Origin of the sequence: Flavobacterium pectinovorum (assembly GCF_022802975.1) — a bacterium.
Lineage (GTDB): Bacteria > Bacteroidota > Bacteroidia > Flavobacteriales > Flavobacteriaceae > Flavobacterium > Flavobacterium pectinovorum_B.
In genome coordinates this window covers 198,803-211,518 of the sequence record NZ_JAFEVZ010000005.1, presented here as the reverse complement: position 1 = coordinate 211,518, position 12,716 = coordinate 198,803, and the positions used below count along the sequence as shown (strand labels likewise).

The 12,716-nt window shown below is 33.0% G+C and carries 10 protein-coding genes; 3 read left to right on the top strand and 7 right to left on the bottom strand.

The genetic code is table 11. The features are described from left to right. Positions 1-16: 16 nt before the first annotated feature. Positions 17-1,474, bottom strand: a complete 1,458-nt coding sequence (locus FLV_RS09455; protein ID WP_243233223.1) for a TonB-dependent receptor — start codon at positions 1,472-1,474, stop codon at positions 17-19. Between the two features lie 91 nt (positions 1,475-1,565). Between FLV_RS09455 and FLV_RS09450 the strand changes: the two genes are divergently transcribed. Then, complete coding sequence (locus tag FLV_RS09450) at positions 1,566-2,330, top strand: MBL fold metallo-hydrolase (protein ID WP_243233221.1); 765 nt, start codon at positions 1,566-1,568, stop codon at positions 2,328-2,330. A gap of 13 nt (positions 2,331-2,343) precedes the next feature. Beyond that, positions 2,344-2,847: a hypothetical protein gene (locus FLV_RS09445; RefSeq protein WP_243233219.1), complete on the top strand. Its 504-nt coding sequence runs from the start codon at positions 2,344-2,346 to the stop codon at positions 2,845-2,847. Between the two features lie 113 nt (positions 2,848-2,960). Here the strand turns inward: FLV_RS09445 and FLV_RS09440 are convergent, their stop codons facing one another. The 4 genes from FLV_RS09440 to FLV_RS09425 form a co-directional block, all read right to left on the bottom strand. Continuing rightward, positions 2,961-3,605: an alpha/beta hydrolase gene (locus tag FLV_RS09440; RefSeq protein ID WP_243233217.1), complete on the bottom strand. Its 645-nt coding sequence runs from the start codon at positions 3,603-3,605 to the stop codon at positions 2,961-2,963. A gap of 82 nt (positions 3,606-3,687) precedes the next feature. Next, positions 3,688-4,014 carry a hypothetical protein gene (locus FLV_RS09435; protein ID WP_243233212.1) on the bottom strand — a complete coding sequence of 109 codons (327 nt, stop codon included), beginning with the start codon at positions 4,012-4,014 and terminating at the stop codon, positions 3,688-3,690. Positions 4,015-4,018: 4 nt separating this feature from the next. Beyond that, complete coding sequence (locus tag FLV_RS09430) at positions 4,019-5,272, bottom strand: dihydroorotase (protein ID WP_243233210.1); 1,254 nt, start codon at positions 5,270-5,272, stop codon at positions 4,019-4,021. Positions 5,273-5,460: 188 nt separating this feature from the next. After that, on the bottom strand, positions 5,461-7,389 hold the full coding sequence (locus FLV_RS09425; protein WP_243233209.1) for a vWA domain-containing protein: 1,929 nt from the start codon (positions 7,387-7,389) through the stop codon (positions 5,461-5,463). A gap of 372 nt (positions 7,390-7,761) precedes the next feature. Between FLV_RS09425 and FLV_RS09420 the strand changes: the two genes are divergently transcribed. Continuing rightward, positions 7,762-8,874 carry a lactonase family protein gene (locus FLV_RS09420; RefSeq protein ID WP_243233208.1) on the top strand — a complete coding sequence of 371 codons (1,113 nt, stop codon included), beginning with the start codon at positions 7,762-7,764 and terminating at the stop codon, positions 8,872-8,874. Positions 8,875-9,009: 135 nt separating this feature from the next. Here FLV_RS09420 and FLV_RS09415 read toward each other — a convergent pair whose 3' ends face one another. Both FLV_RS09415 and FLV_RS09410 read right to left on the bottom strand, forming a co-directional pair. Continuing rightward, complete coding sequence (locus FLV_RS09415; RefSeq protein ID WP_243233205.1) at positions 9,010-10,362, bottom strand: DEAD/DEAH box helicase; 1,353 nt, start codon at positions 10,360-10,362, stop codon at positions 9,010-9,012. A gap of 156 nt (positions 10,363-10,518) precedes the next feature. Beyond that, positions 10,519-12,675 (bottom strand): DUF4838 domain-containing protein, encoded by a 2,157-nt coding sequence (locus FLV_RS09410; RefSeq protein WP_243233203.1) that lies wholly within the window; start codon positions 12,673-12,675, stop codon positions 10,519-10,521. Between the last annotated feature and the right edge of the window lie 41 nt (positions 12,676-12,716).

Genomic DNA, 12,716 nt, shown 5'->3' with positions numbered 1-12,716 from the left:
ACCAATAAAATTTGGTTTAGTTTTGTTCTAATTCTTTTTGTGGATGATATCCAAAAAGATGGTGCTCTTTTATGATTTCTGCAACTCCGGATGGCAGCATTGGTTCCCAGCCCGGTTTTCCCTGACCAATCATTTTTAAAACTTCACGAGAGAATACATTTAATATATTTGGATTGTAATCTAAAATATCAACTACTTTTCCGTTGAATTTAAAGAATTTGTATAATTCCTTCATTCTTGGATGTACTTTTAGGTTTTCAGAAGTAATGATTTCACCATCTTCAGCCAACATCGGATATAAAAATACTTTCATGTCGCGATAGAATAATTTTCCGAAAGCTTCCAGAATTCCACCACTCAAATGGCGGTAATATTTCTCATCAAAAATATCGACTAAGTTATTAACTCCCATGGCTAATCCCATGCGGGCTTTGGTATAATTAGAAAAATACTCAACTACCTTGTAATATTCCTGGAAGTTAGAAATCATAACCGTTTGTCCTAACGAACAAAGTAATTCTGCCCTGTCCATAAAGTCACGCTCATCAATTTCACCATCTGAGCGTAAATTTGAAAGTGTAATTTCAAAGACTACCAGAGTATTGTCTTTTTCGACTTTATTTTCTTCGAGAAACATTTTTAACGATTTCTCATACATATCAAGATTAACATTGGTAACCGGACGGAAACTTCCTCTGAAAGCAAGAAGGTTCTTTTTGTATAAAACAGCTGCCGGTAAAACGTTTTTTCCTTCAGGATTAAACATTACAGCATCAGTCATTCCGTTTTTAACCAGTTGTAAACTCATTAAACGATTGTCAACATCGGCAAAACGTGGTCCTGAAAAGTTAATGGTGTCGATTTCCAGCTGATCTTTGTCTAAATGGTCGTATAAATAACGAAGTAATCGTTTCGGGTCATTATATTTGTAGAAAGCACCGTAAATCAGGTTAACACCTAAAATTCCTAATGTTTCCTGTTGTAATCGGGCATCGGTTTCTTTAAAACGAATGTGAAGAATAATTTCGTTATAGGCTTCGTCAGGTTCAATCTGGTATCTGATTCCAACCCAGCCGTGTCCTTTAAATTGTTTGGCAAAATCTATCGTGGCGACCGTATTGGCATAACTGAAAAAAAGTTTGTTTGGGTGTTTTTCTCTGCTTAAACGTTCTTCAATCAGTTCTCCTTCAAAGGTTAACATTTTTTTGAGACGATTTTCAGTTACATACCGACCATCTCCTTCAACTCCGTAAACGGCATCACTAAAATCTTTATCGTAGGCAGACATGGCTTTTGCAATCGTACCTGATGAACCTCCGGATCTGAAAAAGTGCCTGACTGTCTCCTGTCCAGCTCCAATTTCAGCAAAAGTTCCGTAAATATTCTCGTTTAAATTAATGCGTAATGCTTTGTCTTTTATAGAAGGAATCTGAGCGATGACCTTGTCACCTTTGAGTTTTATTTCTGTGCCCATTTTATTTTGAATAGATTTGTTACAAAGTTAGTAAATTAGCGTTCTAATGAAAGAGAAATAATCCCTATTTTTGTAAAAAAAACAAGTTCAATTGAAGATCTATTTTTTAGGTACCGGTACTTCTCAGGGTATTCCCATTATTGGGATTGATCACCCTGTTTGTAAAAGCACAGACGCTAAGGATAAAAGGCTTCGTGTGTCTATTTGGATCACATGGGACGAACATTCATACGTTGTAGACTGCGGGCCTGATTTCAGGCAGCAAATGCTTTCCTGCGGCTGTCGAAAACTCGATGCAATTTTATTCACACACGAGCATGCAGATCATACAGCCGGTTTAGATGATATTCGTCCCTATAATTTCAGACAAGGCGAAATTCCGGTTTATGCGCACCAGCGTGTGATTGATAATTTAAAAAAGCGTTTTGATTATGTTTTTGAAACAGTAAATAAATATCCGGGTGCTCCAAGTGTAAAAACGATTGAAGTAATCAATGACACTCCTTTTGCAATAGGAGATAAAATAGCAATCCCGATTAATGTCATGCACGGCGATTTACAGGTTTTTGGTTATAGAATCGATGATTTTGCCTATTTAACTGATGTAAAAACCATTGAAAATACCGAAATTGAGAAACTTAAAGGTTTAAAAGTTTTGGTTGTGAATGCTTTACGTGTAGAACCGCATGACACTCATTTTAATCTGCAGGAAGCACTTGATTTTATAAATTTAGTCAAGCCAGAAAAAGCTTATTTAACTCACATTAGCCACGTTTTAGGATTTCACGAAGAAGTACAAAAACAACTTCCTGAAAATGTTTTTCTGGCCTATGACAACTTAGAAATTACAATTTAATTATACCTACAAAATGAAGAAATCCTTAATGCTTTATCTTTTTTTATTAGCAATCCTAATGAATATTTTTACTTATATGTTTTATAGCAGAGAAATAAAATTTGAGACGGAAAGATATGATAAAACAACTAAAAAATTAAGAGACAGCATAAATACAGTTTCAACAAAACTGGCAGAATCAAATTATTTTTCATTGGAAAACAATGAAAATGCACAAAATTACTTTGATAACAGCGCTTCTGGTGGTAAAGTTATTTTATTCGAAAAACTGATTCCGGTTGTGACGGAGAAATTATTGGACTTAAATGCAAATCCAGACGGAAATCCTTATACAGGTCAGGATAAAATTGGTCCTAATAAATTTATTATCAATAAAGTAAAAGTATTAAACCACAGATGGATTATTGCAGATTACAGCAATGGAGAATTATGGGGAGAGGTTTTGTTGAAATACTTTGTAAATGATGACGAGTCAATTGATTTTGAAGTAAATCAGTCTTTATTATACCAAAAATAAAACCTGTAGTTTATTTCTACATTAAGTACTATGATTCTCTATTTGAGAATTAAAAGAAAATAAAAAAGTGAAATGTAATTTGATTTGTCATTTTACATTTCACTTTTTATTATTTACAAAGCCAGCCAATTCTTAAAATCAAAGAAATTCTGAGGTGCAACACCATGTCCAACAGGATATTCTTTATAAGTAACCGGAATATTTAGCTTTTCTAAAATTGAAGGTGTTTTTCTGGCCCACTCAATTGGAATAACTTGATCTACAGTTCCGTGTGAAGCAAATATTTTCAGGTTTTTAAAGTCGTTTTTCTCGTAACCGTCTTTGATGATTTCTTCATTAAAATAACCGCTCATTGCCACAACTCTCTGAATTTTTTCAGGATAAGAAAGCGCAACGGAGTAACTTAAAATAGAACCCTGACTGAAACCGATTAAGGTAATATTATTTGCATCAATAGGATAATTGGCAACCAATTCATCTACAAAATTTGCGATAATATCACGTGAAGTTTTGGCCTGTTCGTTATCTGAAAATTTGTTCTGGTCGGCATCAAAATTAATCGCATACCAGGCATAAGCCCCGTATTGTAAATCATAAGGGGCTCTTGCAGAAATGATGTAATAATTATTCGGGAGTTCTGTGGCAAACGAAAATAAATCGGCTTCGTTGCTGCCATATCCGTGTAATAAAAGCAATACAGGATTTTTTTTCAGAATAACTTTTGGTTCCTGTATTTTATATTCTAAAGATAGATTCATTTTTTTAATGGTAAAATGTAAGTTGTGAATTGTAAAATGTGAGTTTCAGTTTTGGAATTTCAAATTTCAAAAATTGAATTTTTTATCCTATAGATTTAAACCATTTTTGAAATAGATTTCCAACTAATGGAATTGGTTTTGTCTGTCCTTGTATGGCATTAAAAATACCGAAAGTCCATAGGATTGAAATACAAATCCACATTGGGAAAGTGATAAAAAAGCTATCGAAATTACTAATTATAGCTCCAAAAGAGATGAAGGTTAAAGACAATCCTAAGGCCTGACGAATATGAAAAGAAGCAAAATTGTTTTTGTTTTCAGCGTTCATTGACATTGCAATTAATACTCCGATAATTAAGATATAACTGGTAATCGCAATTGATTTTCCTTCTTCGATTGTGTTATTCATTGTATTATTTTGTAACAAGTTGATTTTGATTTAAAATTCCGTACACAGAGCCTTTAATTTCAGTTCCTAAAAAAGCAGAATTTTTAGATTTTGAAAGAATGTTTGCTGTAGTAAAAGTTGACTTTCCTTCCGGAGTAAAAAATGTGAAATTAGCTTTTGAACCTTCAGTAATTGAATTATTTTCAATTCCGAAAATGGCTTTTCCTAAAGTTAGTTTTTCGATTACAGTTTCCAGAGGTAAAACAGTCAATAAAGCTCCAAAAGCACTTTCCAGTCCAATTGTTCCATTTTTGGCAGTGTCAAATTCCATTTTTTTGAATTCAATATCAATCGGATTGTGATCTGAGGTAATTGTATCAATTGTTCCGTCTAAAACGGCGTTGATAAGCGCTTTTCTGTCGGCTTCGGTTCGTAATGGAGGAGTCACTTTAAAGCGGGTATCGAAACCTTCCAGTTTTTCGTCTGTTAAAACTAAATGATGCACAGAAACGCTGCAGGTAACTTGTAAACCTTTTGCTTTGGCTTCTTTAATTAATTCAACTGTTTTTGCTGTAGAAATGGTTGGAATATGAAGTTTTCCTCCGGTATATTCCAATAAAAATAAGTTTCTTGAAATTTGCAGTTCTTCGGCTAAATTCGGAATTCCTTTTAAGCCCAATCTTGTTGAAACAATTCCTTCGTTTGCCACTCCGTTTCCTTTGATGTTAGCATCTTGCGAATAGCCGATTACCAAACCATCAAAATCCTGCACATATTGCAAGGCGATTTTAAGGAGGTTGGCGTTGTCAAGACTTTTATTATAATCTCCAAAAGCAATGGCTCCTGATTTTTTCATATCAAACAATTCGGCCATGTCTTTTCCTTCGCTGGCTTTAGTCAAGGCGCCAATAGGAAAGAGTTCTGTGGCAAAACCATTTGCTTTATTTTTTACGAAATTTACCTGCGATTGGTTATCGATAATCGGGTAGGAGTTAGGCTGTAAAGCAATGGCTGTAAATCCGCTTTTTGCAGCAACATTCAATCCGTTTGCAATTGTTTCTCTGTCTTCGTAACCCGGTTCGCCCAAAGAAACACTGCTGTCAAACCATCCCTGAGAGAGGTGTAGGTTTTCAAACTTAACTTCTGTTGTATCGTCGATGTCAAGAATGGATGTTCCTATTTTTTCTATTAAACCATCTGCAATTAAAAGATCAACAGTCTGGTTATGAAACGGACTTTTTGAATCGATAATTTTGGCGCTTCTGATGATTATTTTCATATATAGATAAATTTATTTTAAATTGAAATTGTAATTTTCTAACATTTTTAGTCATACAGTTTGTCATTTCGACAGAGGAGAAATCTCCGCAAGTAACTCCACAACGGAAAGCTAATCTTTGTCGAGTTTCTCGCGGAGATTCCTCGTTCCTCGGAATGACAAACTAAAAAAAAAGAAAACCATAAGCTTTACTTCACGAATTTGATGATCGCCATTTCTAATGCTAAAAATAACAGTGCAAAGATAACAAACCATTTCCAAATTTGACTGTCTGTTCGTTCAGTTTGTAAGGTGTTAAATATGGTCGAAATGGTATCGGCGGTTTTAAAATCGGAAACTACGTTTGTATTTACCTTACTCAAATCACTTTCGCTTCTTTTGTAATTGAAACACAGGTTTTCGACTGATTCTTTTTTATCAAAAACACTGTAATTTCCGGCTGTTTCGGGGAAATCATTAAAGGTTAGTTTTACTTTATTATTCAATATTTGCTGAATCGGAATAAAAGAATCTTCATTTCCTTTTACTTCTAAAATGGCATCTTTACTCAATAAAACATCCACAAAATAAGGCTGGTTGTTGCCAATTGTCAAAGCATTTACACCCGTTTTTTGATTGTTTTGTCCCATTTTGTAAAAAAGAGGAACAATTAAGGGCGACTGTTGAAAGTTTGAATTAGAAGTGTTTATTGGTGCTGAAAAAACAGTAATTCCTGCAACGGGATTCTGAATCATGCTCACGAAAACACTTTGATCTTCATAAGATAAAACTGCGGGATACGGACTTGAAATTTCAAATGAACTGTTTGTTTTTGGATACTGGAAATTTGTTATTTTGTTTTCAAAAACTCCGGAAAATAAAGGATGATCGAAATTGATTTTCGTAATTAGTTTCTCTTCTTTTTTAAGGTTATTGAATTGAACTTTTCCAAAATTTCCTAAAAAAGCATTCAGATTTGAAACAGAACTTTTTTCAGAAGGAATAACAACCAAATTTCCGCCTTTAGAAACAAAGGCTTTTAAAGTGGTTTGTAATGCTTGAGGAACTTCAATTAATTCGTTCAGAATAATGGTGTTCTGTTTTTCTAAGCCATTATAGTCTAAACTGGTGAGCGGATAATTGCTGTAATTGAATTCGGATGAAGTATAAATTCTCGATAAGAAAATGCTTTTTTCTGGTTCTCCGATACTAATAATATTTGTTTTTTTAGCTTTTGAAATACTGAAATAAAGCTTGTTGTCGTAAGTCAGACCATTATCTTCAATAGTTACATATCCGTGAAATGTTTCTTTTGGAATCGTAAAATTGACTTTCTTTTTCTTCGAATCAAAATTGATAATCGTTTTTGCAATTAATTTATTTTGGTTGTATAAAGCAGTTGAAACAGGTCTGAAATCTTCTCCGTGTGCAGATAAATTGATTCCTATTTCGTAGAAATTTTCTAAAGTCTGGTTGATGAAAACACTGTCAATAGAAATATTGTTTTTTTGTTCTGCTTCCGGAATTATAAAGTAGGGTTTGTCTTGAAAATCAATGTTTGTTACATCTTTTTCAGTTAAACCAACAGCATCAGTGATAATGACAATATCTTTTTTATGTGCTGATTTATGCGCTTTTATCTTTGCTATTATCGATGAAAGTTCAAAAGGTGTGGCACTGTATTTTAGATTTTGTAAAGCACTTTTAGAAGATTTGATATCCGTATTCCAGAAGTTTTCGGTATTGGTTAACAATGAAAATTGAGCAGTTTCCGGAGTGTTTTCGAGTAATTCCTGGATAGCACGTTTTAATAATTCACCTTTTTTTCCCTTTGCCTGCATACTAAATGAATTATCCAGAACAATGTACATTTCGTTTGATGCATTTTTACTGTCTTTGGCTTCAAAAAAAGGCTGGGCAAAAGCTAAAATGGCACAAGTCAGTAAAAATAAACGTGTGGTTAATAATAATCTTTTCTTGATTTTAGAACTTTTACGAGTCTGAACGGCAAGTTCTTTTAAAAAACGAACATTGGTAAAATAAGAGGTTTTAAAACGTCGTAATTGAAATAAATGAACCAAAATAGGAACAATCAATAAGAACAGAAAGTATAGAATTTCGGGGGTTTTAAAATGCATTCAGGCTTTGATTTATTTCAAGACGTTTTTTTCGCAAACATACTCGTCAAAAATACAAATTTTTACTTAAAATAGTATAGCTTTTTATTAAACCATATAAGTAATATAACAGAATATAAGTAAACTTTTATTTTAAGTAAATTTAAATGAAGTTAACTAATTGGGTGTAATTATTAAAAACGTCAAACTGACGAAAAACTATCATCAAAAATTAATTACACCCAATGAGTGAACTTATACTACTTATATGGTTTGGAAAGTCTGAAGTATAGTTTGAATACTATAATTTTTCAAAATTCATTTATAGGTTAAAAAGCTGTTGTAAAAGATATTATTGTCTATTTTAGCTAATTCAAAAAACCACTTTAAAATATGAAAAGAATATATGTTATGCTTTTTTTAGCTATGGCTTTCAGTAATTTGCAGGCCCAGAATAAATTTAATTTATTGGTAGGAACCTATACCAATACTTGCGAAAGTAAAGGGATTTATGTTTACGAATTTGATGCTGCTTCAGGAGATTTTAAGTTAAAAAACTCTTCGGAGAATGTTGTAAGTCCGAGTTATTTATCGGTTTCGGCAGATAATAAATTTGTTTATGCCGTAAATGAAAATGGACCGCAAAGTACTGTAAGTGCTTTTGGATTTAATGCAAAATCAGGTAAGATTAATTTTCTGAATAAAAATGATGCTTTAGGAGCTGATCCTTGTCATTTGATTAATGATGATAAAAATGTAATTGTTGCTAATTATTCCGGTGGCAATATTGTAGTTTATAAAAAGAATACTGATGGAAGTATTTCTACAGTGCAACAGCTGATTCAGCATGAAGGAAAAGGCACCAATCCTGCGCGTCAGGAAAAAGCTCACGTACACATGGTTGTTTTTTCGCCGGATAAAAAATTCGTTTTGTCTAATGATTTAGGGCTGGACAAAGTTTTTATCTATAAATACAATCCAAATTCTAAAAACGAAATGCTGACATTAAAAGGAAGTGTTGATGTAAAAGCGGGAAGTGGACCAAGACATTTGACTTTTAGCAAGGATGGTAAGTTTGTGTATTTAATACAGGAATTAGATGCAACGCTGACGACTTTTAGCTATGATAAAAGCGGAAGCTTAAAAAAGATAGCCGAGACAAGTATTCTGCCAAAAGATTTTAAGGGAGGTACTAGTGCGGCAGCAATTAAAATTTCGCCTGACGGAAAGTTTTTATATGTAACTGATCGTGTAGATGCTAACAATATTTCAGTTTATAAAATTTTTAAAAACGGAGGTATAGAGCTAGTTGAACAACAAAGTACTTTAGGAAAAGGTCCAAGGGATTTTTCAATTGACCCAACAGGAAATTATCTTTTAGTGGGGCATCAGTACACAAATGATATTATTATTTTTAAAAGAGATAAAATTACCGGAAAACTTAAAGATACAGGAAAGAAAATTGAGTTGTGTTCACCTGTTGGGTTGGTTTTTACGAAAATATAGTTTTAAAGCCACTGAGGTTTTAAGATACTAAGGGACTAAGTTTAGGATAACAAAAAAGGGATGAGTTTTTTCATCCCTTTTTTGTTATATAGTAAAAAACCTCAGTAACTTAGAATCTTAGCCCCTTAAAAAAAACTATTTATCCTTATCTTTTCTCTTCTTATCTCGTGTCTTCAACATATTTCTGTTAACAGAACCGTGCGTTTTCTTTTTTGTTTTTGAAGGACCTCCAAGGTTGATTTTTTTGTTCTTTTTAGATTTTTCATGAAAAGCACCGTCACCATCCAATTTTACTTTTTTCATTAAAAACTTAATCGGCTGTTTGTCTTTTTCAGGTTCTATTAGTTTGGTTGAAATTTCAACTTCTTCAGGAAAATCAGTAATTTCAAGTTCCCGATCCATCAAAAGTTCCGTTTCAATTTTAAATTCTTCTTCTCTTGGAGAAACAAAGCTAATAGCGGTTCCAGTAGAATCTGCACGACCTGTACGACCAATTCGGTGCATATACAATTCAGGTTCTTCCGGAAGTTCAAAGTTGATTACATGAGTGATATCAGAAATATCCAAACCTCTTGCCATAATATCGGTTGTAATCAAGCCACGAAGATTTCCTTCCTGAAATTCGGCCATGGTACTCAAACGGTAATTTTGAGATTTATTCGAGTGAATTACTCCAAACTGACCTTCAAAATATTCTTCGATACGAGTGTGAAGCATATCTGAAATCTTTTTATTGTTTACGAAAACCAAAACACGGTTCATGCTTCCGTCAGTTTCCAATAAATGTTTCAACAGATTTACTTTTGTATTGAAATTAGGAACATTATAAGTAATCTGAGTAATTTTTTCAAGCGGCGTTCCTGAAGCTGCAAGCGTAACTTCTTCCGGGAAATCAAAAAAATCATTCAATACAGCATCGACTTCATCTGTCATGGTTGCAGAGAATAAAATGTTCTGGCGTTTAGTTTTCATCATGGCCAAAAGTGCTGTCAATTGTGTGCGGAAACCCAAATTCAGCATTTCGTCAAACTCATCAATAACTAATTTTTGAGTTTCATCAAATCGAATAACGGCGTCTAAAGCTAAATCCATTGTTCTGCCGGGAGTTCCAACTAAAATATCAACTCCTTCATAAACCGCTTTTTTTTGTGTATTGATGTTTACGCCACCAAAAATCCCTAAAGTGCTAACCGACATGTATTTGGTTAGTTTTTCAACTTCTTCGACAACCTGAACTACTAATTCTCGGGTTGGAACCAGAATTACGATTTTTGGCGTGTTGGTGTTGGTGAATTTATATAATTTTAACAGAGGCAGTAAATACGCAAATGTTTTACCGGTTCCGGTTTGTGCAATTCCCATCATATCACGGCCGGACATAATTACAGAAAAAGATTTTTCCTGAATAGGAGTTGGGGTAACAAATCCTAGTTCGTCAACTGCTTTTTGTAATGATTTTGGAAGATTGAATTTTTCGAAAGTACTCATTTGCATTAATTTTTTGCAAAGATAGCATTAAATCCCCTTTGTAAGAGAGAAATACGAAAAACATCGTTAATCAGTAGTGTGTTTTGTAGTAAAATATCATTTTTAATATCTTTATAACCCGCAATAAAATTCGTGAGGGCCAAGACTTGGGTTAATTTACCTGAGTATTACTTCGTCTATCATAAGCATTGGCTTTTTATTTTTTCTTTCCCGCCATGCCGGTAATTTTTGTTCAGGAATCAAAATAATTTTTATTTTTTCAAAAACGCTAAAGTCAATTTTATTAAAACTGTAGTTTTTTGTTGTAACGTTTTTATTTTTAGATATGTGTTCTGATTTTTGTTCTTTTATGGTTTCCCATTTTTGATTTTTGAATCCTTTCAATATAATTTTTGAGGGTAGAAAAATCCAATGCCTTTGATCCTCCAGACATTGAAAATCCAGTGAATTAAATTGGATATTATTACAATCAATACTTATTTCGGCATTTTGTCCGTACCAGCCTGTCCAGTTTAGATTAAAATCTTTGTACCCTTTTATTCCGTCATGCAGTCCGTTTTCTTTTTTATTATTGAACATGGCGTCAGGCGGAGTTACAAATTCATATTTCAGACCTTCGCCTAAATGATTTACAACATTATTTTGGGCAATGTATTTCCATTGTTTCAGATATTCTTCAGGGCTTAAACCGTCTTCACTGAGTTCATAAATTCCAAAATCTGAACAGTTTTTTACAAAATTTTCAACCCTGTTTTCCAGATTGTCTTTAACAGAAAATGAATCTCCGTTTTTTTGATACATTCCGTGAAGTCCTTTTCCGTAAAATTTTGCCTGTTCAAAATACACGTATTCTAATGCTAATCTTAGTTTTAAAATTCTCCTTGCTATTACAGGCTCGTTTCTGGAAACCATTTCTGCCTCGCTTATCAACTGATCGTATTGATCCATTGCTTCAGGAGAGAGAAATGTGTTCCTGCTTTCTATTGGGTTGGTGTAAATATTCAGATAGCGGTTATTTTTTTGCTGATTTTGAATAAGTAAATCAATGTATTTTTTGATAAATGGGGAAGCTTTTCCATAAAAACCATTTAGAAAATCATTTGTTATGGTTTCAACATCGGTATTGGTATCCCAAATTATTTTGGCTAAAAGATATTGTCGTAATTCATATAAATCACCAGCAATATCACCATAACCTTGTACAAACAGTCCTTTGACTTTATTTTGTTGGTATAATTTGTAGTTGTTAGAAAAAGTATGAAGGTTTGGAAAAGGAGAAAGATAATTGGTAAATTCAACGGTGTAATCCCATAAATACAAATGGTCTGTTGTGGTACTCCATTTGTTAAGAATGTTCAAAAAATTATTATCAGTTATATCTTCGATGGATTTACCGCGATTCATTTCGATTGGACAAAAAAGCGTATAAATGTTAGGCTTAATTTTAATGTTTTTGGGAGCCTGATAGGAATGGTGATAGGCTAGAGTTGCTATTTTAGTTTTTGGAAATTTTACAGCAATTTTATTTAGGAAATAGTACAAAGATCCCTGCGGGCCTCCATGTTTTTCGTTTAAAGCTTTACATTTATCGCATTCACAATACACAACATCATCGTTTTGGCTTATTGAAAAGAAGCTGGCTTTTAGGTTTTGACTTATAATTTCACTCATTTTTTTTGAAACAATTTTCACTACAGTATTATTAGTCATACATAATGATTCTGAATTTCGTTTGCCTTCGTATAAAGCAAAAAAGGATGGATTTGTTTCAAAATATTCTTTAGCACTTAGTAATTTATAAAACGAATGTCCCCAAATGCCAAAATCATCGATTTGCCAATCCAGTTTGTGCCAGTCTCTAAAATTTTCATCGTAACAATCAGGATAAAATAAGGCCCGATATTCAAAAGAAGGATTGTAGTTTTTGCTGAAATTTTTTGAAAATGTTACTTCTTTCAGCTTCGGAATAAAAGTGTCTTTTGCAGTGTATTTTCTAAAGCCCCATGTTTCCAGTAAAGTATAAACAGCATATCGTAACGTTTTTGCATTAGGACCAATTAAATAAAGGTTTTTTTCATCGCTTTTAATTACAAAGCAATCATTTTCACCGGAGCTTTCTTTATTAATTTCAATTATGATTTTTGAGTTGCCTGTGTTTTCTGATTTGTTATTTTGAATAATAAAGGGATTGTCAAAAGCCTGGTCTAAGTAGGTTTTTAAAAGAATGGCTGCTTTTTTTGTATCTTCATCAGAAGAAACAATAATCAATTCCTGTCCTTTCGTATTTGCTAAATTTAAGGAATTTTGAGCCATAATTTTGCAGTTTAGAAAAGATAAAAAAACAACAATGTAAA

What these genes read in the sequence shown, in the direction of transcription:
- FLV_RS09455 (WP_243233223.1), bottom strand. Translation starts at nt 1,474, where the DNA reads ATGGGCACAGAAATAAAACTCAAAGGTGACAAGGTCATCGCTCAGATT.
- FLV_RS09445 (WP_243233219.1), top strand. Translation starts at nt 2,344, where the DNA reads ATGAAGAAATCCTTAATGCTTTATCTTTTTTTATTAGCAATCCTAATG.
- FLV_RS09440 (WP_243233217.1), bottom strand. Translation starts at nt 3,605, where the DNA reads ATGAATCTATCTTTAGAATATAAAATACAGGAACCAAAAGTTATTCTG.
- FLV_RS09435 (WP_243233212.1), bottom strand. Translation starts at nt 4,014, where the DNA reads ATGAATAACACAATCGAAGAAGGAAAATCAATTGCGATTACCAGTTAT.
- FLV_RS09430 (WP_243233210.1), bottom strand. Translation starts at nt 5,272, where the DNA reads ATGAAAATAATCATCAGAAGCGCCAAAATTATCGATTCAAAAAGTCCG.
- FLV_RS09425 (WP_243233209.1), bottom strand. Translation starts at nt 7,389, where the DNA reads ATGCATTTTAAAACCCCCGAAATTCTATACTTTCTGTTCTTATTGATT.
- FLV_RS09420 (WP_243233208.1), top strand. Translation starts at nt 7,762, where the DNA reads ATGAAAAGAATATATGTTATGCTTTTTTTAGCTATGGCTTTCAGTAAT.
- FLV_RS09415 (WP_243233205.1), bottom strand. Translation starts at nt 10,362, where the DNA reads ATGAGTACTTTCGAAAAATTCAATCTTCCAAAATCATTACAAAAAGCA.
- FLV_RS09410 (WP_243233203.1), bottom strand. Translation starts at nt 12,675, where the DNA reads ATGGCTCAAAATTCCTTAAATTTAGCAAATACGAAAGGACAGGAATTG.